The sequence below is a fragment of the Isosphaeraceae bacterium EP7 genome (assembly GCA_038400315.1).
GTDB lineage: Bacteria > Planctomycetota > Planctomycetia > Isosphaerales > Isosphaeraceae > EP7.
Map to the genome: position 1 here is coordinate 4830833 of CP151667.1, position 23677 is coordinate 4854509.

The 23677-nt window shown below is 64.4% G+C and carries 19 protein-coding genes; 13 read left to right on the forward strand and 6 right to left on the reverse strand.

Annotated elements, in window-relative coordinates:
• Positions 1-40 precede the first annotated feature (40 nt).
• Complete coding sequence (gene aroC / locus EP7_RS18685; RefSeq protein WP_463523443.1) at positions 41-1204, reverse strand: chorismate synthase; 1164 nt, start codon at positions 1202-1204, stop codon at positions 41-43.
• Between the two features lies 1 nt (position 1205).
• Positions 1206-2105: a phosphoribosylaminoimidazolesuccinocarboxamide synthase gene (locus EP7_RS18690; protein ID WP_463523445.1), complete on the reverse strand. Its 900-nt coding sequence runs from the start codon at positions 2103-2105 to the stop codon at positions 1206-1208.
• Positions 2106-2275: 170 nt separating this feature from the next.
• Between EP7_RS18690 and EP7_RS18695 the strand changes: the two genes are divergently transcribed.
• Positions 2276-3736, forward strand: coding sequence for a hypothetical protein (locus EP7_RS18695; RefSeq protein WP_463523447.1), 1461 nt, complete (start codon positions 2276-2278; stop codon positions 3734-3736).
• 7 nt (positions 3737-3743) lie between these two features.
• Here the strand turns inward: EP7_RS18695 and EP7_RS18700 are convergent, their stop codons facing one another.
• Positions 3744-4205 (reverse strand): FliM/FliN family flagellar motor switch protein, encoded by a 462-nt coding sequence (locus tag EP7_RS18700; protein WP_463523449.1) that lies wholly within the window; start codon positions 4203-4205, stop codon positions 3744-3746.
• 345 nt (positions 4206-4550) lie between these two features.
• On the opposite strand from EP7_RS18700, the gene EP7_RS18705 reads away from it, so the two are divergent.
• On the forward strand, positions 4551-5012 hold the full coding sequence (locus tag EP7_RS18705; protein ID WP_463523451.1) for a hypothetical protein: 462 nt from the start codon (positions 4551-4553) through the stop codon (positions 5010-5012).
• Here EP7_RS18705 and EP7_RS18710 read toward each other — a convergent pair.
• Positions 5009-5902, reverse strand: a complete 894-nt coding sequence (locus EP7_RS18710) for a hypothetical protein (RefSeq protein WP_463523453.1) — start codon at positions 5900-5902, stop codon at positions 5009-5011. The two genes, EP7_RS18705 and EP7_RS18710, sit on opposite strands and share 4 nt — an antisense overlap.
• Positions 5903-6229: 327 nt before the next feature.
• Between EP7_RS18710 and ilvN the strand changes: the two genes are divergently transcribed.
• The 3 genes from ilvN to EP7_RS18725 all read left to right on the forward strand — a co-directional run bounded on the left by ilvN (position 6230) and on the right by EP7_RS18725 (position 8377).
• Positions 6230-6778 (forward strand): acetolactate synthase small subunit, encoded by a 549-nt coding sequence (gene ilvN, locus EP7_RS18715; RefSeq protein WP_463528436.1) that lies wholly within the window; start codon positions 6230-6232, stop codon positions 6776-6778.
• 289 nt (positions 6779-7067) lie between these two features.
• Positions 7068-8072: a ketol-acid reductoisomerase gene (gene ilvC / locus EP7_RS18720; protein WP_463523455.1), complete on the forward strand. Its 1005-nt coding sequence runs from the start codon at positions 7068-7070 to the stop codon at positions 8070-8072.
• Positions 8073-8143: 71 nt separating this feature from the next.
• Positions 8144-8377 (forward strand): ferredoxin, encoded by a 234-nt coding sequence (locus EP7_RS18725; RefSeq protein WP_463523457.1) that lies wholly within the window; start codon positions 8144-8146, stop codon positions 8375-8377.
• Between the two features lie 79 nt (positions 8378-8456).
• Here the strand turns inward: EP7_RS18725 and cphA are convergent, their stop codons facing one another.
• Entirely contained in the window at positions 8457-11162 is a 2706-nt protein-coding gene (cphA, locus tag EP7_RS18730) for a cyanophycin synthetase (RefSeq protein WP_463523459.1), read from the reverse strand.
• Between the two features lie 737 nt (positions 11163-11899).
• Here cphA and EP7_RS18735 point away from each other — a divergent pair.
• The 4 genes from EP7_RS18735 to EP7_RS18750 all read left to right on the forward strand — a co-directional run bounded on the left by EP7_RS18735 (position 11900) and on the right by EP7_RS18750 (position 17800).
• Positions 11900-14191, forward strand: coding sequence for a cyanophycin metabolism-associated ABC transporter (locus EP7_RS18735; RefSeq protein WP_463523461.1), 2292 nt, complete (start codon positions 11900-11902; stop codon positions 14189-14191).
• A complete protein-coding gene (locus EP7_RS18740; RefSeq protein ID WP_463523463.1) occupies positions 14188-14721 on the forward strand; it encodes a cyanophycin metabolism-associated DUF1854 family protein in 534 nt (177 codons plus the stop codon). The genes EP7_RS18735 and EP7_RS18740 overlap by 4 nt, the downstream gene beginning before the upstream one ends.
• 116 nt (positions 14722-14837) lie before the next feature.
• Positions 14838-16238 carry a hypothetical protein gene (locus EP7_RS18745; protein ID WP_463523465.1) on the forward strand — a complete coding sequence of 467 codons (1401 nt, stop codon included), beginning with the start codon at positions 14838-14840 and terminating at the stop codon, positions 16236-16238.
• A 2-nt stretch (positions 16239-16240) separates the two neighbouring features.
• Positions 16241-17800, forward strand: coding sequence for an ATP-binding protein (locus EP7_RS18750; RefSeq protein WP_463523467.1), 1560 nt, complete (start codon positions 16241-16243; stop codon positions 17798-17800).
• Here EP7_RS18750 and EP7_RS18755 read toward each other — a convergent pair.
• Entirely contained in the window at positions 17778-19580 is a 1803-nt protein-coding gene (locus tag EP7_RS18755; RefSeq protein ID WP_463523469.1) for a sigma 54-interacting transcriptional regulator, read from the reverse strand. The two genes, EP7_RS18750 and EP7_RS18755, sit on opposite strands and share 23 nt — an antisense overlap.
• A gap of 334 nt (positions 19581-19914) precedes the next feature.
• Here EP7_RS18755 and glmM point away from each other — a divergent pair, with 334 nt between their 5' ends.
• From glmM to EP7_RS18775, 4 genes are all read left to right on the forward strand, one after another.
• Positions 19915-21270, forward strand: coding sequence for a phosphoglucosamine mutase (gene glmM / locus EP7_RS18760; protein ID WP_463523471.1), 1356 nt, complete (start codon positions 19915-19917; stop codon positions 21268-21270).
• Positions 21267-21965: an HAD family hydrolase gene (locus EP7_RS18765; RefSeq protein WP_463523473.1), complete on the forward strand. Its 699-nt coding sequence runs from the start codon at positions 21267-21269 to the stop codon at positions 21963-21965. The genes glmM and EP7_RS18765 overlap by 4 nt, the downstream gene beginning before the upstream one ends.
• A gap of 170 nt (positions 21966-22135) precedes the next feature.
• Positions 22136-22777 (forward strand): sigma-70 RNA polymerase sigma factor region 4 domain-containing protein, encoded by a 642-nt coding sequence (locus tag EP7_RS18770; RefSeq protein WP_463523475.1) that lies wholly within the window; start codon positions 22136-22138, stop codon positions 22775-22777.
• A gap of 54 nt (positions 22778-22831) precedes the next feature.
• Entirely contained in the window at positions 22832-23254 is a 423-nt protein-coding gene (locus tag EP7_RS18775) for an archease (protein WP_463523477.1), read from the forward strand.
• Positions 23255-23677 lie beyond the last annotated feature (423 nt).

Below are 23677 nucleotides of genomic sequence, written 5' to 3' on the forward strand. Positions count from 1 at the left end.
GAAGGTGGTGGGTGCGAGAGCGGCCTGGGTGTATCGCCGGTTATTTCCGAGCGTCTTCCGTCCAATGATCGGCCAAATGCCTGGCGGTCAGGACATGCATCGCGGACATTGCCGCGTGAATCGCGTCCAGGCTGGTCCCGACATACTTCTCGACGACCGCCGCGGCGATCTCGAAGGCGACGACGTTCTCGACGATCACGCTTGCGGCGGGCACCGCACAGACGTCGGAACGCTCATAAGTCGCCGGCTGAGCCTGCTTGGTCGCCATGTTGATCGAGGGGCCGCGAGTGGCCAGCGTGCTGATCGGCTTCTTGCTGGCTCGGACGAGGATCGGCTCGGCGTTGGATGTCCCCCCCTCGATCCCACCGGCATTGTTCGTCGGCCTGCGGAAACCGAAACGGCGATCTTCGGGCGAATGATCCGGATCGAACGAGATCGAATCCATCACCTTCGAGCCGGGCCTGCGGGCGGCTTCGACCCCCAGGCCGATCTCGACCCCCTTGATCGCCTGGATGCTCATGACGGCCGCGGCCAGCCGAGCATCGAGCTTGCGGTCATACTGGACGTGGCTGCCGAGGCCGATGGGGCAGCCGGTGACGATGGCCTCGACGATCCCGCCGAGTGTGTCGCCCGCAGCCTTCGCCGCATCAATCGCCGCAATGATGGCGGCATCGGCTCCGGGGTTCAGGCTGTAGACCGGGCTGGAATCACGGACGGCCAGATCATGAGAGAGAGGGACGGCTTCGATCCCGCCCAGTTCGCGGACGTAGCCGAAGACCTGGATCTCCAGCTCTCGCAGGAGCAAGCGGGCGAGGGCCCCGACGGCGACCCGCAAGGCGGTTTCGCGGGCACTGGCGCGTTCGAGCACCTGGCGGATGCCGGTCTGATAGTTGAGCGAGCCCGCAAGGTCGACGTGCCCTCCCCTGGGCGAGGTCGGCTGCGCGAGGCGCTCCAGCTTCGAGTCGTTGTTGACCAGCCTGAGCGTGATCGGGGCGCCGGTCGTCACGCCGTGGAAGGTGCCCGACTCGATGAAGACGAGGTCGGTCTCCAGCGTCTGGCGTTTCCCTCGGCCGTAGCCCCCCTGCCGGCGCCTGAGCTCGCCGTCGATGAAATCCTTATCGATCGCGACGCCGGAGGGGAACCCTTCGACGATCGCCGTCAGGGCCGGGCCGTGCGACTCGCCGGCGGTCAGATAGCGGAGCATGTCATTCCCAGGTGAAGGCGCGGCCGGTCAGCGTCTCGTAAGCCTGCACATATTTGGCGCGGGTGAGTTCGACGACTTCGGCGGGCAGTGGCGGAGCCTCGCTCGACTTGTCCCAACCCGACGCGTCGAGCCAGTCTCTCACATATTGCTTGTCGAAGGAGGGCTGCGGGCCCCCCTCGGCGTACTTGTCGGCGGGCCAGTAGCGTGAGCTGTCCGGGGTGAGGACCTCGTCGACCAGCATCAGCTCGCGCGTTGCCGAGTCTCGGCCCCACTCAAACTTGGTGTCGGCGAGGATCAGGCCGACGTTTGCCGCGTGCTCGGCGGCGAGACTGTAAACATCCAGACTGGCCCGCCTCAGCTTGTCGGCCGTCTCGATGCCGGTGACCTGGGCCATCGTCTCGAAGGAGACGTTCTCGTCGTGGCCGGCGTCGGCCTTGGTCGCGGGGGTGAAGATTGGCGGGTCGATGCGGCTCGACTCCACCAGGCCCTCGGCCAGCCGCTCGCCGCAGACGGTGCCGCTCTGGCGATATTCCCGCCAGCCGCTCCCCGAGAGGTAGCCCCGGACGACGCACTCGAACGGGACGACTTCGGCCTTCTTCACGACCATGGAACGTCCGCGAAGCTGCTCGATCTCGGTCGGATCAAGTCCAAGGCCAGCGTCGACGGGATTGGTCGAGATGAGGTGGTGGCGGACGCCGAGCTTGGAGAACCAGAACTCGCTCAGGCCGGTGAGGATCCGCCCTTTGTCCGGGATGCCCGTGGGGAGGATCCAGTCGTAGGCGCTAATCCGATCGGTGGCCACGATCAGGAGGCGGTCGCCCAGGTCGTAGACATCCCTGACCTTGCCGCGCCGGCAAGGCAGGCCCCGTCCCAGGTCGGATCGCGTATACGCCTCGCCCATCGCCGGCTCATCTCCCGTGATCAATCGACTTCGATCGCGATTCTCGACTCTAATCCAATCCCCTGAAACCGACAACCCAGGGTGGTCATTGCATGCAGTCGGCCCGAGATGGGTCACCAGCCTCGCAACCGAACTCGTCTCCCCGGCCTGGGCCCGATATCATCGGACCCATGAAGACGCTGCCGATCATGATGCTCGGATTGGGGACGGCCCTCGTCCTGGTGCTGACTCTGGGAATCGCCGGCGGACGCATCCCGACCGGCGTGGTTGGCGAATGGACGTGGCTCAAAATCCCGTTTTCACCCAATCTCGGGGGGCTTACGCTCGGGCTTGCCGTCGTCGTTGCGTATGCTTTGTTTGCGGGCCTGGGTTGGAGGGGCGTCGCCCGCAAGGGTCGGGCCAGGACGTTTTGGCTCGTGGGCCTCACTGGTGGCTCGGCCCTGACTCAGCTTGCACTTACCAGCGCGGCGCCCATCGGCTACGACTTCGCCAAGTGGAGCTTCGCGCTCTATAGCCCGGGTTCCAGCGGATATTACACGGTGGCGAAGCAACAGGTCTCGGCCGATCCCCGGAGATTCCTGGCCGAATATCCCGCCTGGATCAAGGGACAGGATGCCCTGCATGTCGGGACCCACCCGCCTGGTCTCTTCATGACGTCCTATGCCATGCTCCGACTGATGGAAAAATTCCCTTCCCTCGCCCGAGTTATCTGCGACTTCCTACCCCGCTCACTCGACGAGGGATACCGACAGCTCGACGCTCTCTCGCGTCTTCCTAGAGCAGACCGAGCGGCTATGGCGGCGACGGGTCTGCTGATGCTCCTGGCGTGCTCCGCGACGGTCTTGCCGATCTATGCGCTTGCACGGATCTCGGTGGAGCCGCGCGCGGCATGGTGCGCGGCGGCCCTCTGGCCGGTCGTCCCGTCGTCGATCCTCTTCGGTCCCGGGGCCGACACTGCCTTCCCTCTGCTGGCAACGCTGGCCCTTGCCCTGACGGGTTGGTCCGGTGTGCGCCGCGGCCGGTTGGGCTTCGGATTGGCAATCGGTGCGGGATTGGCCTTGGGGGTCGGGACTCTCTTCACCCTGGCCTTCTTCCCTGTCGGCCTGATCGCGGGGCTCATCCTCGGCTCGGCCCGACTGGGAATCCGCCCGCGACTGGAGCGGATCGGGGCCGTGGGTGGAGGCTTCCTGGCGATAGTCCTCCTGTTCTGGGCGATCACCGGGGCCAACCCATTCGTGGTCTGGTGGTGGAACCAGGCGAATCACGGCCGATTTTACGTGGAGTATCCACGGACTTACTGGATCTGGATCTTCGTCAATGTCCTGGAGCTGGCAGTCGGCCTCGGCCTGCCGATCTTCGTCTGGGCCCTGGCCGGCCTTGGCCCTCGAACTTTGATCCCGAGGCCGGTCTGGGCCGGTGTCGGTGTGTTGATCCTGCTCAACCTCAGCGGCAAGAACCTGAGCGAGGTCGCCAGGATCTGGCTGATCTTCATGCCGACCCTGGTCATCGCGGCCGGCTGGGGGATGGCTCGGCTTGGCGGCGGAGCCAGGACGCTTGGCGCGACGATCGTTCTCACAGGGCTTCAGACGATGGCACTCCAGGTTCTGATCCAGGTGGTTTACCCCACCTGACGGCAAACTACAGGAAGACATTCGTCAGGCGGATGGCCAGCTCCGTGTCGAGTTGGACCAGCTCTCCGCGGGCAACGAGGCGCCCGTTCGACGTGAGTTCGACCGGCTCACGCGGGTTACGCCCCATCTCGACAATGTCGCCGGGCTTCAGGTCGGCGACCCGCCCGAGCGAGAGGTTAACCCGACCCAGTTCTACGACGAGCGTGACGGGGATCTCGGTAGCCGGAAGGGCCGCCGGCGCCGGGGTTGTCTCGGCAGCTTCCGCGTCCTGATTGATGCTCACGGCGATGGGCCCTCGAGGGGTCTGGACTCTGAGGTGATGACTGGAAAGCCGGAGCTTGGCCCCCGCAGAGCCCGGCTCGACGTCGGCGAGAAACATCGAACGACCGTCCCGGTCGGTGAGCATCAGCTTGACCGTCCCCCCGGGGCTGGCGACCGAGCCCCCGAGCGGTGCGCCGTCGATGGGCAAGACCCCACGAGGTCTCAGAGCACTCAGCCCTCGCGGTAAAGTGACCGTCCCGGCCTCGGCTCGCCAGATTCCGTCGAGGTCCGGGAGCGGTCGCGAGTCGAATCGACTCGATCGATCGGCGTTTTCCGGAACGCGTTCCGATAAGGCCCGAAGAACCACGGACTCGGGCAGCCACAGTCTGAGGGATCCCGTCACCCGGCCAAGGTGAACCGGCCAGCGGATCGTGCAGACCTGGCCTAGCCCCGAGGGATTGAATGGATCGGGACCCACACGATCGAGTCGCAGATCAAAGGGCCCGAGAATGCCGGCCAGTTCGCGGAGATGCCCGAGGAAGCGAGCTGCAACATGGGTGAGAATGCCCCACTCGACTGGCGTGACCTGGAGGTTATCTTCTCCAGGCTGACGATCGAAGCCGAGCAGGCGGTCGACCATTGCGTGCGCCAGGGCCGTGTCGACAGCCAGGGCAACGCGGGTTTCGAGACGAGGCCAGACGAACTCGGCGATCACGCCCGGCCGCTTCAATCCCGAAGGACGCCAGCGAACCTCTGGGGGATCGAACACGATCTCGTCTGGCCGAACGTTGATGAGGGCCTGCCGAAAAAGCCTTTCGGCCTGATCTGTGGCCAGGGAGCGGCCGAGCGACTCCTGGATTCGCCCCAGCTTGGGAAGATTGCCGAACACGCCCGACCAAGCGTGAGAAACCTGGGTCTTGGCTTCGGAACCCGGACCAGGGTCGATCGGAACCTCTCCATCCAGGATGAATGCGGGCGATTTCTGCTCGCGGGTCATGGATGCCTTCCTGTCTAAGCCGGCCATTCAAGCAGTTGACGGGCTTCCAGCCCTCGGATCGCGTGCTCGACCAGGAGCGACTCGCCGCCAATCCAGAGCCGAGTTTTGGGAAGGACGACCGACATCCTTGCACGGATCTGCTTGGCCAGTGTGTAAGGGAGGTGCTGGAGCGTCCAGCGGACGCGAGTCGGCTCGACGAGCGAGAGAAGCCTGGCCGCCGTGGTCAATCCGAGCGAGGCGATCCCCCGGAAGTCGGTCGTTGGCAGGGCTTCGACCTCACGAAGAGTCAGCGCCGGGAATCTGGGATCGAATCGATCGATTGCCGGCTCGAATGGCGTGCCACTCCCGGAGGCTTTGGTACCTCGCACAGCCCATGTTCGCTTCAGCGTCCCGATTTCATGGGCCAGTCGAAGCAGGGCCATCGAGCCGAGACGACTCAAGGCAACGACGACGGGCGGATCATCGGGACTTGGGGCTCCGCCGACCAGCCTCTCGGTCCAAAGGATCAAGGCGCGCCAGACGGACTCGGGATCGGGCTCATGTCGCGGGTCGAGTTCCGTGTCGTCGAGGCCAAACTCGCGTCGGAGGATTGCCTCGATCCGGCCTGAGGAGTTTCGTACCACCGTGCGGACAACTGCCGGCGACTCTTCCCGGAGTGCTCGGACGATCCAGGTCGAGTGGATGCGCGAGAGGTCGACATGCGCTTCGGCAGAATGCCAGCGACGCAGACGTTCCGACGCTCCCTCGCTTTCATTTTCGTGATCAGCTTCGACGGCCCCTCGAAGCCGATCCTGGAAGGCTTCGGTGAGGCCCGCCCAGAAGACCTCGTCGGTGGCCTCGCCCGAGTCGCGTATCGAGAGGGCGAAGGCCGCCTCGGCGGTGGAGTTCGATGACGCACGCTCGACCATCGATCCTCCCGGATGAATGCCTCCCGGATCGCTCGCCGCAAGTGCGAACTCCAACGACCTCGATTAGATCTCCGCGCGGCCCGCAACGCTCCACATATTTCCGTCGATCGACCGATTTTCGCGGCCGGGTGGACGAGCATCGAACCCCCTCGCCTGTCGGGTGTCTTGTCTGGGGCGTGCAATGATTGGTATGCTGATCCGCTTCTAAGGCTGGGACCCCGCGGCGGCGAGATGCCTCGATCGACCGCGTTGCGGGCCGGCCAGCTTCAGCGAGATGGTGCGATGTCGACCCCGAATCCTTCGAAGTCCGACGGCTCGTCCGGCCGGATGCGGCATGTGCTCTCGGCCCTGGTGCAGAACCAGCCCGGTGTCCTGGCCCACGTCTCCGGCATGTTCGCCTCGCGCGGATATAACATCGACAGCCTGGCGGTCGGCGAGACCGAAGACCCGCAGATCTCCCGGATTACCGTCGTCGTCAGGGGCGATAACCGGGTCCTGGAGCAGATCCGTAAGCAGCTCGAGAAGATCGTCACGGTCGTCCGGGTCCAGGATATCTCCCGCGAGAACTTCGTCGAGCGGGACCTGATGCTGATCTCGGTGAACGTGCCCCCCGAGCGACGGATCGAGGTCCAGGCCCTCGTCCAGATGTTCCGCGGTCGAGTGGTGGACGTCGGCCCCGACCAGTTGATGATCGAGATCTCCGGCCAGGAGAAGAAGATCGAGGCCTTCATCGAGGCCGTCCGCTTCTATGGGATCCGCGAGCTTGCCCGCACCGGCCGCATCGCGCTCGTCCGCGGCAGCCACCCTTCCACGCTCGACGACGACGCGATTACCGACGAGCCGGCTGAGGCCGTCGTCGGGCACTCGAACCTCTGATCGATCGCATCGGACCGATCCTGCCCCTGCCCCTTCTCGCGAGAGGCACGGGGCTTCGCTCGTCGTCGCCGCCGCGAATCTGGACTGAGTCCATCGCCCTCCCGGATCGCGATAAGATCGAGGTCGATTCGGCTGGACTGGGATGGGAACGACGGGGTTCGGATGTCGTAGGTCTGACCGTCCCCCGGGTCCGTAGACGTCCGGACGCAGACTGCGTCTCGCAATTTTGTACCGCTTGGAATTAGGACCGTCCCGAGCAGGACGGCCGCAATTGCTTCGAGGATTGACCATGCCGGCCACGATGTACTACGACCAGGATGCCGATCTCGGCCTGCTCAAGGGCAAGACGATCGCCATCATCGGCTATGGCAGCCAGGGGCACGCCCAGGCCCAGAATCTCCGCGACTCGGGCTGCACCGTCGTGGTCGGCCAGCGTCCCGGTTCGGCCAACTACGACGCGGCCATCCGCGACGGCTTCAAGCCCGTCTCCGCCGCCGAGGCCGCCGCGGCCGGCGACCTGATCAACATCTTGCTGCCCGACGAAGTGCAGGGCGACATCTACGAGAAGGACATCAAGCCGCACCTGAAGCCGGGCAACCTGCTGCTCTGCTCGCACGGCTTCAACATCCATTTCGGTCAGGTCGTGCCGCCGAAGGGGGTCGATTCGGCCCTCATCGCTCCTAAGGGTCCCGGCCACCTCGTCCGCAGCGAGTACGTCAAGGGCGGCGGCGTTCCCTGCCTCATCGCCACCGGCGACGGCTGCTCACCGGCCGGCAAGGCCCTGGCCCTGGCCTATGCCAAGGGGATCGGCGGCACGCGCGGCGGCGTGCTCGAGACGACCTTCGCCGAGGAGACCGAGACCGACCTGTTCGGCGAGCAGGTCGTCCTCTGCGGCGGCGTGTCCGCGCTCGTGAAGATGGGCTTCGAGACGCTGGTCGAGGCCGGATACCAGCCTGAGAGCGCCTACTTCGAGTGCATGCACGAGCTGAAGTTGATCGTCGACCTGATGTATCAGGGCGGCCTCAACTACATGCGCTACAGCATCTCGAATACCGCCGAGTATGGCGACTACACCCGCGGCCCGCGCATCATCAATGAGCAGACCCGGGTCGAGATGAAGAAGATTCTCGCCGAGATCCAGTCGGGCCAGTTCGCCCGCGAGTGGATCCTCGAGAACAAGGCGAACAGGCCTGGCTTCCTCGCCACCCGCCGCCGCGAGCAGAATCACCCGGTCGAGAAGGTCGGCAAGCGCCTCCGCGGCCTGATGACCTGGATCGACTCCAAGGACGTCTGAGCGAATCCGAGCCCGCCGGTGCGGCCCACGATGGTCGCGCCGGCGTCTCCTCTCCGGGGGCGAGTCCTCCCATGGCCGACAAGACGCGCAAGGTCGCCGAGAATGTGCCCGGTCGTTACTTCGTCGATGTCACATGCATCGACTGCGACCTCTGCCGAGAAACTGCGCCTGGAAACTTTTCCCGCCAGGATAAGGCCCGCTACAGCTTCGTCTCGCACCAACCGCTCGACCCTGCCGAGGAAACCGCCTGCATGGTCGCCCTCGAAGAATGCCCGGTCGAGGCGATCGGCTATCTCCCTTCCTGACCGTTGGCGATTTCGGTCCGAGAACGGACAAGCAACCCGGCCCGCCGCACCTTGAATGGTTTGGCGGGCCGGATTCCGTTCATGACCGAGGGGTCCTGCTCATCAAAACTTGGGCCACCCGTTCGCGGCCGGACGAGACACCGGCCGGTGAAGAATCGGCCTCGTCCAGTTCGACCTCGGGGAGATTGGCAAGGCGATCACGAACGTATCGGAACGATTCCTCAACTGAGTCGGGCTGGATCAGGACGAGGTCACCCGGACGAAGTCCATCAATCGCAGCATCGATGGCGGCACGCTCCCCACGCCAGTCGGAGTGCTCGCGAACCCGACTGCAGGTGCTCATTCCGGCCTTGATCAGGGCCACGATCTCGCCGTCGGGGCGACCTCGTGTGTACTGATCTTCGTAGAGGATCACCTTGTCGAAGGACTGCCCGAGTACCTCGCCCAGGCGGATGATGTCCGAATCTCGGCGGTCGCCCACCGCGGTGAATACCGCCACCCGGCGCTCGTGGGGGAAATGGCCAATCGCTTCCACGAGGGCCATCAAGGCCGATGGATTGTGACCGTAGTCCAGGATCACGGTCGCGCCACCGCCGTGGAGCATGTTAAACCGACCCGGGGTTTGCCGGTCATCGGCCCGGAACGATTCGAGTCCGGAACGGATTGAGTTCAGGTCCACGCCCGAGGCCCAGGCGGCCCCGACCGCGGCGAGCACATTTTCGACCTGGAAGACGACCCGGCCCCCGTGGGTCATCGGTACATCATCGAGTGAGATCAGGATGTTCTCGGTCTGCTGGCCTTGCGCCAGGATAATCGAGCCGTCGCGGACGAACGCGACCCGATGACCGGCCTCCCGGTGTGCGTCGAGCACGCGTTGGTTCTCATCCAGGGCGAAGAACAAGACTGATCCCTTGCACTTCTCGGCCATCGCGGCAACGAGCGGGTCATTCGCGTTGAGAACGGCCGTGCCGTCTTCGGCCAGCGAGTCGACGATCGTTTGCTTGACGGCGGCGAGACGTTCGGTGCTCTCGATCCAATTCAGCCCAAGATGGTCCCCTTCGCCGATATTCGTCACGACGGCGACGTCGCATTGGTCGAAGGCCAGGCCCTCACGCAAGATTCCGCCTCGCGCGGTCTCCAGGACGGCCAGCTCGACGGCCGGATTGAGGAGCACTGACCAGGCGCTCTTGGGGCCGCTGCAATCCCCGGTCTCCACCTGACGGGTGCCGATATAGATCCCGTCGGTGCAGGTCAGGCCCACATTCTTGCCGGTTTGGCGGGCGAGATGCGCGATGAGCCTCGACGTAGTCGTCTTGCCATTGACTCCCGTGACGGCCACGATCGGGATCCGACCGTCGTCTCCAGGGGGGAAGAGCATGTCGATAATCGCCCGGCCCACCGGCCTGGGCTGGCCAACCGACGGTTCGAGGTGCATCCGCAGGCCAGGGCCGGCGTTGACCTCGACGATGATCCCGGCTTGCTCTTCCAGCGGGCGTGAGATGTCGCGGGCCACCACGTCGATGCCGGCGACGTCCAATCCGATCACCCGTGCGGCGTCCACCGCCCGTGCGGCGACGTCGGGATGAATCTCGTCAGTCACGTCGATCGCCGTACCGCCCGTGCTGAGGTTGGCATTGCGCCGGATCAGGACGAGGAGTCCGGCCGCGGGGACGGAATCGGGCTCGAACCCCTGCGAGGACAGGACATCGAGCGAGACCGCATCGAGCTGGATTTTCGACAGGGCTGTCGCGTGATCTTCCCCACGTCGAGGGTCGGAGTTGACCACATCGATGAGTTGAGCAATCGACGAGATCCCGTCGCCGATGACATGTGCGGGCTCGCGCCTGGCGACGGCAACGACCTTGTTGTTGATGACGAGGACCCGATAGTCGGCGCCGGGGGAGAAGCTCTCGACGATGACGTAGGGAGACTCAGCCAGGGCGTGGGCGTACGCCGTACGCACCTGCTCCTCGGTGGTCAGCTCTGTTGCAACCCCCCTGCCGTGGTTGCCATACTGCGGCTTCACGACGACGGGGCCGCCGATTTCCTGTGCGGCGACCCAGGCATCCTCGGCACTCTCGACGGCGCGCCCGGTCGCCACCGGGACCCCCACGGCCTTGAGCAACGACCTGGTCATCTCCTTGTCCTGGGCGAGTGCCTCTGCGATGGCCGAAGTCATCTCGGTCTCGGCGGCGACGATCCGCTTGCGGCGGGCGCCGTGGCCGAGCTGGACGAGGCTGTCCTTGTTCAGTCGCCTGGCGGGAATGTTGCGCTCTCGAGCGGCGTCGACGATGGCTCGTGTGCTCGGCCCGAGGCAGACCTGTTGGGCCAGCGACCTGAGGGTTTCGACCGTCGTCCCGACGGCATACTCGCGTCCTTCGACGGCGGCCATGCACAGGTCGCGAGCGTGTTCAATTGCGGCCCTCGCAACATTCTCGTCCTCGTACTCGATCGCGACCTTGTAGACCCCATCCTCGGAGGTTTCACGTGCGCGACCGAAGCTGACTTCGTTCCCGGCGAGCGACTGGAGCTCGAGCGTGACATGCTCGAGGATGTGGGCGAGATAGGTCCCACGCCGGAGGCGCTCGAAGAACCCACCGCGCGTGCCGACGCTACATCGGTGCTCGACCATGCTGGGCAGCCACCCGGTCAGCCGTTCGTTGAAGCCGGGCATCTCGTCTGACGAGACGTCCTTGTGCGAACCGAGGTCCACCCAGGCTTCGAGGACGGGAAAATTGGCCCAGACGTTCGGCCCGCGCAGGGCCAGCACCTTACGAAACTGCATGCCCGAAGCTCCCGCGACCGCCCCCGTCGTGGTGAGGCCGCCGCGCATTCGTATGGAATCGAGTCGAGACGACGGAATTCGCGCCGACCCCTCGGGCGAATTCATGCCTCGATTCCGTGGTCCGTTCGCTACGAAGTGAGGGTCACCGAGAAGAGCGACGTGTGTGCGGCGTCCGGCCCGAACAGGCCCGAAATTCCTGAGCCGATCGGCTCGGGTGAAGTGAATACGGGCCAAACAGGCCGCGGCGTTGGAGGTTCATCGAGATGAAATCCACTCGGGCCATGTCATTGTCGCCCGCCATCGGATGAGAAGTCGAGCGGCTCGCGAAATTTCCAGGTCATTCGGATTAACATCCCATGTCGGGCGTAACACCAAAGAGATTCCGCAATTTCGAGGCCGAAGTAACTCTGACCGTGAATCTCACGCGAACTCGCCTCGAGAGGTTCAGATTGGTCCATCGGAGCATAAAGATGATCCTTTTGCGAGATCGAACGAAATGAGATCTCACTGCGCTACGAAGATTCTAGACTATCTCGATCGGGATATGAAAAATCAATGTGTGAGACTGCAAATCTTTCGAGTGTTTCCGGATCACGTGAGGAAAGCACGGCCGATTCCCCTCGGGTCCAGGGGAGATCTTCTCGCGTCGACTGGTCGGGGGCGCTCATCGGGGTAGAATGATTTTGGGCGGGGTCCGCCGTGGGCATGGTCGTGGGAATCGACCTCCTCGGGAGCGAATGGGATGCCCTCGGAGAAACGGATCGTTGGAGATCTCACCCGACGGACGCGCGGATGTCCCGCCACGCTGGCGAGCGGCGGTCCGCGACCGCCTCGAATCCGGCGAGTCGATCGTCGCCCATCTGACGATCGATCTGGATGACTCCCTGCGCTTTGCCGAATCGTTGCTCGTCCTGACGGATCGTCGCCTCATTGTTTGGTCCTTCGACGGTTCGGTTCGTGACTGGCAGGTGGAACAGGTCGCGGCGATTGAGGTTCGCGATCGATCGGGCCTCGGCACTCTGGATCTCATCGCCGACGACCGTTTGCTGGCCCGCTGGAAATACACCGCAGCCCGCGTGTCGTCAGCTCGCCGCCTCGCGGACAAATTCGAGGCGCAGGCCCGGCCGGTCGTTGATGCGACGGCAACATCGGCAGAGCTGGCCGAAGACGCGATCCCGACGTGCTCACGGTGCGGCGGTCTTCTGTCCGAGGAGGGGGCCCCCTGCCCCGATTGCGTCCCCGAGCCACGGGCCAAGGCCCTGGCGATGCTTCGTCTGGTCGGATTTGCCCGCAAGCAAGGGGTCGCGATCTTCATCGGATTCGTGCTGACCGCTCTCGGCACGGCGGCGGGACTCGTTCCGCCGTACCTGACCCAGCCATTGATCGACGACGTCCTGGTGCCCCGGCAGGCCGGTCAGCCCGCCGATTTCGGCCTGGTCCGTTGGTACGTCGGCCTGATGGTCGTGGCGTCGGTGCTCTCGTGGCTGCTCGGCTGGCTCCGCAATTACGTCATGGGACGGGTCAGCGAACGGATCAGCGCCGAGCTGCGCGATCAGCTCTACAAGCACCTCCTCAAGTTGTCGTTGGAATTCTTCGGCGGCAAGCGCACCGGCGACCTGATGTCACGGATCGGCAGCGATACCGACCGGATCTGCACGTTTCTGTCGGTGAATCTCGTCGACTTCGCCAATGACCTTCTGATGATCGCCGGCACGGCCTGGATCTTGACGATGGCCTCACCCACCCTGGCGGCTGCGGCCCTGATCCCGCTGCCGCTCGGATTGATCGTCGTGCACTGGGTCCGAGGGAAGCTGAGGCGTGGATTCGCCGCGGGATCGCGGGCCTGGTCGGCCATGACGAGCGTCCTGGCCGACACGATCCCGGGGATCCGGGTGGTCAAGGCGTTCGCGCAAGAGGGTCGCGAGTTCGATCGGTTTCAGCGTTCGAATTTGAATGTGGTGCTCGTCAACGACCGGGTGAACAACACCTGGGCCTTCTTCGGGCCGATGATCGGCCTGCTCTCTCAGGTCGGACTGCTTTTCGTCTGGGTCGTCGGTGCATGGCTTGTGTTCGATCACAATTTCAAGGTCGGGCTCCTGACCATGTTTCTCACGTACCTGGGCCGGTTCTATACCCGCCTTGAGTCGATGAGTCGCATGGTGCAGGCCACCCAACGCGCGGCCGCCGGTGCCCAGCGCATCTTCGAGATCCTGGACCGCTCTCCCAGGGTCGCCGAGCCGACGAACCCGATCCTGCCCGGCAACCTGAAGGGGATGATTGAGCTGCGAGGGGTCGGGTTCAGGCACGGGAACCGGCGCATCCTGGAAGATATCAACCTCAAAATTCGCCCGGGCGAGATGATCGGCCTGGTCGGGCCGAGCGGGGCGGGCAAGAGCACGCTCGTCAACCTGATCTGCCGATTTTACGACGTGCTCGACGGTGCCATCCTGGTCGACGGCACCGACATTCGATCGTTTCCCATCTCGGCCTATCGCCAACACATCGGCATCGTCTTGCAGGAACCATTCCTCTTCTTCGGCACCATCGCCGAGAACATCTCCTACGGCAAGCCGGGGGCCTCGCGGGCGGAAATTGTGGCGGCGGCCCGTGCGGCTCGCGCCCATGAGTTCATCCTGCGGTTAGCCGATGGATACGACTCGCTTGTCGGGGAACGCGGCCAGTCCCTCTCGGGCGGCGAGCGGCAGCGAATCTCGATCGCCCGGGCCCTGCTCATCGATCCGACCATCCTGATCCTGGATGAGGCGACTTCATCGGTCGACACCGAGACCGAACGCGAGATCCAGGAGGCCCTGGATAACCTGATCAAGGGACGCACGACGATCGCGATTGCGCATCGCCTGAGCACGTTGCGCAAGGCCGACCGGGTCGTGGTCCTCGAAGACGGACGGATCAGCGAGATCGGTCCGCATCGTGAGCTTGTTGGCCATTCGGGCACCTACTCCCGCTTGCACCGGGCTCAACTCGAACTAGCCGTCGGGGCGGATCTCGTCGGGGCAGACATCGAATGATCGGCGTCAATGAAGAATCCGCTGATGTCACCGAACAATCCGACGGTGCCGAGCCTGAAATCGCCAACGGTCCTTTCGGCCTGGTTCACGATGCCCGAGGGAGGCTCGTCCTCATCGACGCGATGGGCCGCCGTCATGTCGGCGTCGAGCCGGTCCGCTCGTTTCCGATCACCGATCCCGAGCGCTGGATCGTCTTGCTCGATTCGAGGGGGCGTGAACTGGCAACGGTCGCCGACCTCTCCTCCTTGCCTGTAGCCCTGAGGAAGACTCTGGAACAGGAACTCGCGTCGCGCGAATTTACACCCGTGATCCGCAGGATTGTGGACATCGCGGGCGAGAATCTGCCGACCGAGTGGAAAGTGGAGACCGATCGCGGCCCGACCCGATTCACCCTCGACGACGAGGACAACATCCGCAAGTTAGGATCGGGAAAGCTGATGATCTCCGATGCCCAGGGAACCCGTTATCTGATCGAGGATTCCAGCTCGATGGATTCGGCCAGTCGGCGTTTCCTCGAGCGTTTCCTCTGATCAGAGACCGTCATGCATGGCGTCCGACGTTGAGTTAAGATGGAAGGAGCCGGGGCGGGGCGGGAGATCGGCCGACCTCGGACCAATGGAACCCGTCAAGGGGAGGGGCGGATGCCATGGCGACCCCGCACCGTTTCCATCGAAGCACGCCGATCATGGCCGCCGCGTGTCTGGCCGTCTCGGGGCTGATGATCTACGCGATCCTCTCCGATGAGCGGCCTACGACCGGGGGGGCGGACTCAGGGGGCGGCGATGCCCTGGAAATCGCCGTCTTCCTCGAAGCTCGGTCGGACTGGTCGAACTTCCGCAAGGCGCTGCATGCCTGTGCCAGGCTCGGCATCGTTGGCTCTGTCACCGATGGAAATGAGGAACTCGGCGCGATCACGTCGGGCCGAGGCCGCCAGCTCAGGTTTCGACGCCGGGCTGACGCGGGGAGCCAGGGGCTGCGAGAAGCGGTCAAACGCATGGCCGAACGGCCCGTTCCGCCGCTCGCCGTGATTGGTTCGGCCAACTCGCTCCTGACCGGCACCCTGGCCGATCAGCTCGCTCGGTCCTTCGCCCCCGACGCGAGAGAGGGGCCCTTGCTCTTCGTCCCATGGGCCAGCGCCGTCCTGATCGATGCCGAAGACGGCGAAGTCCCCAGGCGTTTGCTCGACGTTTACCCGGGTCGGACCTTCCGCTTCTGCCCGAACAACCAGCGCGAGGCCGACCTAGTCGTCGATGGCCTTCTCGCGCTCGACCCCCGATCAAAGCCTTGTCGCGCCCTCTTGATTGTGGATCGCCGCGACCCGTACTCGGTGGACTTCGCCGACTGCTTCCGCCGGTCGATCGCGCGGGCGGCGCCAGAGGCAGAGATCGTCGAGCGTGCCGATGGCCTCGACTTCTCAGGGGATGAGACCGGCCGACCTGGCCCGTCTGAATACGCGCTCGCCGAGGCCGCCTGGAACTCCGCCGGCGAGGGGCGTGCCAAGGGGGCGACCTGGGTTGTCCTGCCGCTACTCGAGGAACCTGCCAGGCGAGTCTTGAATGCCCTACTCGATCGCGCCGGCAAGCCAATGAGCGAGTTCGGAGCGGGGCTGCTCCGCGTGATCTGCGGGGATGCGATCGGCTTCGAGGTGCTCGACGAACTCCAGGCGTCGAGCGGCCCCTTTCCTGTCTGGTGTCCGACGTCGGGGGCCGTCCTTACGGGGGGGCGTGCCGGTGAGAGGCTCACGCCCGACACCCAGGTTCTCGCCGAGATCATCGTGGCGCTTGCAATCGCCGTCGACTCGATCGATGCTCCACGTCCGACTCCCTCGGATCTGCACAAAGCGGTCGAGGCGCTCGATCTCCCGGCCGACGACCCGAGGGCGTTCGGCCGCCCGCTCGCGTTTACACGAGGCCATGAGCGGAAGGGCGATCTGGCCGGTCACGTCCTGGCCTATCGGCCCGAGGAAGGCGGAGTTGTCGCCCTGGAACGCGACAGCCAGGGGGCCTGGATCGCGACGCCGGCGGCGGTCGCCCGTCCCACGGAATGATCATGAACGCGCCTCGATACGCCCTCGACTGGCTCGGCCGGCTGCACAGGATCGTCGGCGGGCCCGGCCTGATGATCGCCCTGACGTCACTCGTCTCGTTCGTCTTCGGGCTTTTCATGCTGGTCCGCGAATATGACAAGCCTCGAGACTCGGGCCGTGCCGTGATGCGCTCGGTGCTCAAAGTCTGGGCCCGCGCCCCCTATTACCCGGGCCTGAACCTCATCGACTGGGCTGACCGATGGCGTGAGGCCCGGCCCGAAGATCGGGAGCCTTACGTCGTCGAGCTGAACTCCGCGTTAATGCGCCTGGGCGGGGAACTGATCCGGCAGGAGGAGCGGTTCCCGCTCGTACGCGTCGAATCCATGGAATTGAAGCCCGGCTCCGGTGAGACTCTCGTCCGATGGACCTCAGACCCTGAAGTCAATGAGGCGGCTGGGACAGTCGTCGAGAATATCCGCCTGCTTGAAGCCTCCGGGTCGCAACCTTCCGTCGACCTCGTGGCGCGATATCGCCTGGAGTCCGAGCTAACTCGTGGCCTGATGGGCCTGGAAACCTCCTACAGGCGGCTGCTTCTGGCCCTCGCTGGACTCTCGGGCTACTCGCTGCTCTGCCTCGGATACATGGCCCTCCAGGCCAGGAATTTGAGGGACAGGGCGGCCGTTGAGGCGGCCCGCGAGGCGACGCTCGACCTGGCCGATCGGGCCTGCCACGAACTCGGCAACGGCGTCTTCGTGCTCTCCAACGAGCGTCGCAACCTCGTCTCACACCTCGAATTGGTCGACCGGTTTCTGACCGAGGAAGCGGACGCCTTCCAGACTGCGGCGCGGAGGGCGGGGCTCGATTCCGGGGCAATCGCCCGGCTGGAACATGCGCTGCGACGCGAACGCGAGCACCGGCAGATCGATCCCGAAGCCGACCTTCGGCCCAGCCTGGCCCTGGCCCGTGACGTCTGCCGTCAGATCGCGGCCTGCTCTGATTTCTTGACCCTCACCGTCCGCGACCTCGACGGCCACCTCAAGGATGCCTGCTTGCCTGTCGCCATTGAGCCCGTAAATCTTGGCGATTGCCTGAGCGAGGCGGGCACCATGCTCGGTCCAAGACTGACCGACGTCGTCTTCCAGGCCGAGATCGATCCTGACAGCACGGTAACAATGCGGGTCCTTGCCGATCGAAGGCTCCTGCTTCACGCCCTGATCAACCTGCTCAAGAACGCCCAGGAAGCGACCGCCGGAGATCCCAACGCGCGAGTGGTCGTGTCATGGCGGCGCCATGGCAACCATGCCGAGATCGACGTCGCGGACAACGGCCCAGGCCTGCCCGCAGGGCTCGATGCCGCGATTTTCGACGGTGGCCGGAGTACCAAAGGACCTGGCCGAGGTCGAGGACTGGCCATCGTCCGCGATGCGATCCGGTCCCAGGGGGGGACGATCTCGTCGCACCAGCCCGGGGGGCACGGGGCCCTCTTTCGGATTCGACTTCCGCTCGACCCGGAAGCGATAAAGGGTTCAACTGAGACAATGGGGCACTTGAATTCGACCGTCAGCGTGACTCACGGTCGTTGATCCATTGCCTGAGTGTGTTGGCGGGGATCCCCAGCGATTTCTCGGCGGGAGCCGGTCCACCAAGGCGGCTGACCGAGTAGCAACGCCAAAGGTCATCCCAGACCGGCAGCGGGATCGTCGGCCTCGACGAGGCGGGGGCTCGGGCCGATTCGACCGCCTTCCAGACCAACGGAAGTTCCGACTCGAAGAGCGTCTCCGCGAGGAGTTCTGCCTCTGACGGCGGGATGGAGAGCCCCTTGGCCAACATCTTCGCCGCCAGCGATCGGAGTCGCCTGGACCACTCATTTGTGGGCGTGCTGCTCGCCTCGGGGAAAGAGGAGATCGCCCCGACCCGGACTGTAGTAGGTGCGGGCGCCGGGTTCGAGTTGAGGGTCAGCGAGGGGCGGACCAGATCCCAGGTGAGCAGATCGGTCTCTCGGGCATGGCGATAGATCGAGCGTTCGATGACATTGCGAAGCTCACGGCTGTTGCTCTCGGCGAAGTCCTGGTTTTTCAGGCCTTCGATCGTGTCATCCGCCAGCTCGATGTCGACCCGCAGCTCGGCGGCAATGGCGTGAGTGAGCCAGCGTGCCTGGGCCTCGATATCTTCAGGGCGGTCACGCAGCGGCGGGATCGACAGAGGCAGCCTCTCGACGCGCGCGAGGAAGGCGAGCGGAAGCTCTCCCGATCGGCGACGTTCTGCCCAAGGGCCCGTCTCAACCGTGAGGACCACGGCGGCCTCGGCATGGCGGCGGATTTCTTCCTCTCCCAGCCTCGCATACTCCCCATCTTCCAGAAACGAGTGAAGGATGGCCGAGCCTGTCGCGGGGAGCCTGTGGAAATCATCGAGCAGGAGCATCCCCTTTCCGGCCGCCGAGACGAGGCCTGGCCGGTCTTCGCGGGCATCGGTGAAGGCTCCACGTTTGTGGCCGAAGAGGATCCCACGCAGTAGGGTCTCATTCGTCAGTTCATTACACGAGGCCACCGCCATCGGGGCGTCGCGGCGGGCGCTCGCGGCGTGCAGGGTCGCGGCCAACCCACGCTTGCCGGTGCCGCTCTCACCGTCGAGGAGCAGAGTCGGCAGCGGGCGCCTCGCCCGCGCCGTTCCCCGCGCCGCCCCGTCATCGGGACCAAGCAGACGTGAGAGGCCGAAGAGCTGCGCGAGGGTCGTTCCGAAGGCGTCCGACTGATAGATTAGCCCCTGATCGGCCACGGCAGCCGCGAAGGCATGAACAGACGGGGTGGCCAGACATCGCACCAGGGCCCGGATCATCACGTCCGCCAGCCCCGCCACGTCCGGCCCGCCTCGCCGATCCTCGCCCCCTTTGCGCAAGAATCTCTCGGCCGGGAACCCGTCGGGCTTCGGGTAAGCCGAGTAAAGCAGGCCCTCGAGCTCAGGGTGGACCCGTAATGCCTCGTCCACGAAAAGCTGGCCTGCGCGTTGACCACCTGCATCGTCGGAGAACCGCAGGTCGGAGACGACGACGGCGAACAGTTGCGTGTTCAGCAGGCTGCGGGCGAGATCGAATCGCCCCCCCTGCTCTCTCACCAGGTGGAGATGGACCTGATGGGGCTGCCGCGCCCGATAGGAAGCCACCCGTTCGCTGGGATAGCCGTGCGCGCTGACCTTGATCCGGAGCGGCGAGGTCCTCTCTGACTCGGGCTCACCGCGGAGCAGCATCGTCCGAACTGCCCTGTCCTTCCCGAGCCCGGTTGCCAGGTCCTCGACCAGCGAAGGCACCAAGGAATCCAGGACGCGCGGGTCGTCGTCCAGGACCATCAGGTGGGGAATCCACGGCATCGACCGGACCTCGAAGCGGTGCGTAGAGCGTGGAGGCGGCCGCATCGACCACCCGGCGATGTCGCCGCCGGTCAGTCCCGTTCGGCCGATTCACTCTAACGCAAGGTTCTCCTGGAGGTCGAGCCGGGCCGACCGACATCCAGGCACCTTACACCAGCTCGTCGATAATTTGCACGTTGGGTGCCAGGAAGGTTGGCGTCATAACGCCGAATGAATTCGAAGCCACGACGGCTCGATGATCTCGGGCTTGATCGTTCGGCCTTCGATCTCCTAAAGTTGTGATCCCACCCGGGATGGGTGTTCGAGTCATGGTCAAAATGTGGGGGACAATGTCTTGGCCGGAACTCGGATTGCTAGCGTCTCGGGATTACGCGGGATCGTCGGCGACGGGCTCGACCCGATCGTCGTCGTGGAATTTGCCGCGGCCTATGCCTCGGGCCTCGGTCCCGGTCCGGTCATCGTCGGACATGACGGCAGGGTCTCGGCCCACGTCTTCGAAGCCGCAGTCGTCTCGGCAATCGCCGCCACCGGCCACGACGTCCTGCGTGCTGGCCCCGTCGCAACACCGACGATCGGCCGTCTGGTCCGGGAGCGAAGAGCCGCCGGCGGCGTTCAGATCTCGGCGTCGCATAACCCCCCGACTTATAACGGGATGAAAATGTTCCAGCCCGGCGGGATGGTTCTGGACGCCGGACAAGGTCGAGAGTTACTCGACCGACTGGAACGCCGCGATTTCCGCTGGGCGAGCTGGGATAAGCTAGGCCAGATCGAGGGACTTGAGCGACCTGAGGACGATCACCTCGAAGCGGTCCTCAGGCTTGTCGACGTCGCCTCAATTCGCTCGAAGGGGTTCGTCGTCGCGCTGGATGCCTGCCACGGAGCGGGGGGACGACTTGGAACACGGCTCTTGAGGGAACTGGGCTGCCGCCCGATCGTCCTCGGGGGCGAGCCCGATGGAAAGTACGACCACCCCCCCGAGCCGACGGCGACGAATCTCGCCGCCTTCGCCCGGATCGTCGAGGCGGCAGGTGCCTCGATTGGCTTCGCCCTCGACCCCGACTCCGATCGGCTGGCGATCGTCGATGAGCGAGGCCGCTACATCGGTGAGGAACTTACCCTGGCCCTGGCCGCGATGCGGCGTTTCTCCCAGGTTCAGGGGCCCTTCGTGCTGAACCTTTCGACATCTCGGACCGCGGAGGATGTGGCCAAGGCACGCGGCTGCCAGGTCCATCGGACGCCCGTCGGCGAAATTCATGTCGTCCAGGGAATCAAGGCGAACGACGCTGTCCTTGGGGGTGAGGGGAATGGGGGCGTGATCGACCCCAGGGTTGGCTTCGTCCGCGATCCCTTCGTGGGGATTGCATTGGTCCTCGACCTGCTTGCATCCGAGGACAAATCTCTGTCGGAATGGGTCGACGTCCTCCCCCAATATGCGATGGTGAAGGACCAATATCCCCGCGGTCAGATCGAGGCGGCCGAGTTGTTCGACCAGATCGCTCAAACCTATCCCGAGGCAAGGGCCGACCGTCGCGACGGCTTGAGGCTCGATTGGCCCGACGCCTGGGCCCATGTCCGTGTGAGCAACACCGAGCCCATCGTCCGGGTGATTACCGAGACCGCCGACCAGACCTCGGCACGGTCCCTGGCCGATGCGATCGGGCGTGCTGTCACGACTGGGAGGAAGGCTTGAGCGGTATCACGACCTCGTCCTCGGCGTGGCCGACCTTCGACAAGCCTCCGGCTGCGGCGTTCGTCGATGTCGACGGCACCCTGCTCGCCGAGACAACCACCTACCTGTTCGCGCGCATCCTACGCCAGCGGGGACTCTTGCGACGATCGTTCATCTTCCGGGCGTTATTCCATGGCCTTCAGCATCGCTTCGGGCGGCTCGATTACGGCGCCCTGATTACCTTCGGTCTCAAGAGCATCTCCGGCATTCCAGTCGTCGACCTGGAGCGGATCGCTTACGAAAATTTCGCTCAACAGGTGAAGCCTCGGCTCTATCCTGGGGTGGTCGACCACTTCAATGCGTTGAGAAAGCAAGGGACGGCCATCGTCCTGGTCTCCTCGTCGCCAGGACTCGTGATTCGTCCGCTGGGTATCTTTCTCAGTTGCTCGGACATGCTGACGACGCCGGTGGTCATCCGGCGTGGCCGACTGATCGGGATTGGCGAAGGGCCCGTCTGTTACGGCGAGGGGAAGCTTCACTACGCACGACAATGGGCCGAGGAAAACTCCATCTCGATGGCAGATACGGTCGCTTATGCCGACAACTGGAGCGATCGCGCGCTCCTGGAACAGTCCGGTCGCGCGATCGTCGTCAAGCCGCACGGAAAGCTCAAGAAATTGGCCGTCGAGCGGAATTGGACCGTCGTAAAGCCTTGATAGAACATGGAATGCAACATTTTTTCGCCGGATTTCGAACTCGACCCAGGTTCGAAATGGCGTTTTCGCAATTCCTCAAAGGCCATCATCTGGCTAAGATGAATCATTGACCGGGGTTGAACGACTTGAGCGACCAGGAGCGAGCCATGCCCGAGAGCGATCCGGGTCCGATGAAAGGCTATCGGCCACTGCGATCGGCCGGGCCGAAGGCGATGGCGTTGGTGATCGGCCTCGCGGCCTTGACCGCCCATGCCTCCGAGTCGGATCTCGTCCACGACATCCAGCGTTATTGCACTGTCTGCTGGCGAAACGCACGCCTCGACCCGGGACTCTGGGACGACTGTACCCAGGAAGTCTGCTATCGCCTGCTGACAAAGGCCCGCGCCGGCGAACTCGATCTCAACCTAGTCCTGGGCGAAGAGACCGACGAGCGTCGCGAGCTCGTCCGGGCCATTGATACGATTCGCAAGCGGGTGCAGCGGGCCAAGAAATATCAGTCTCTGGACAATGAAGCCGCCCCCGGCCATGACCTCGACGCTCGCGAGCGGAACCGCCGCGAGCTGGGTGAGATCCTCGAAGCGGCCCGGAACGCCGTCCTGACGCCTCGCCAGGACCGGATCGTCGAACTCTGGACCCGCGGCTGGACCGTCCCCGAGATCGGCGAACTGCTCCAACTCCCCCTCGCTCGGGTCAGCGATGAGAAATACAAGGCCCTTCGCAAACTGGAGCGGCACCTGGCCGGACGCGACGATCTCGACGAGATCGCCAATGGCTCCCCGGCAGCGGATTCGGACCAAAAGCTTCAAGCCTGAGTTCAGGATTGTCGTCCGAAGTCGAGCGAATGCGGTGGTGGCGGAGTGGATCGCATGGGGACTTGCGAGACCTTCGACCACACCGCGGATCTCGGGCTCCGCATCCGGGCCGAGAGCCTGAACGACCTCTTCGTCTCCGCGGCCGAAGGGTTGTTCGACGTGATCCTTGTCAACCGGCAAGAGGTCCGTCCTGAGCTGCACGAATCCATCCAACTCAGTGCTGAGTCGCCTGCGGAACTACTGGCGACCTGGCTGTCCGAGCTCATTTTCCGGTTCGAGACGACGCATCGTCTCTACAGCCGCTTCGAAGTTGAGGTAAGTCCCGACGGGTGCAATCTGATCGGCCAGTTAGCCGGTGAGGCTCTGGACACGGTGCGGCACCAGCTCGATCATGAGGTCAAGGCCGTCACCCGCCATGGCCTCTTCCTGAGACCGGATGGCTCGGGCTGGCTTGCCGAGTTGATCCTGGACATTTGAGCTTCATTCACGCCTAGATTCGCTGGGCGCATAAAAAAGCCGGCCGTGTCTGTTGGATCGGGTTGACCACCTCTCCCATGGTCAACCAAATCCGCGAGACACGACCGGCTAGTCGGGGCATCTCCAACCCGAAATCGGATCGGAAACGCAGTGTGAGATAGGGCGAGCGGGGGGGTCGTGCGAGGCATCCCGCTCGCCCTTCGACGGTGAGCCACGTCATTGAACGTAGCCGTCGTCGGGTGGAAGGCTTGGTAGGTCAGGACCGCACGTCACAAGAGCTTCATCGTTTGCTCTTATTTCTTTGCTGGCCGCTTAAACCTGATGCAGGGAACATAGAGCAAGGGGGGTGCCAAAACCTCAGAAGGCCGGTTCGTAATTTTGAGGAAAACTCCGTCTTAGATTCATCAATTTCCCTAAGTTTCT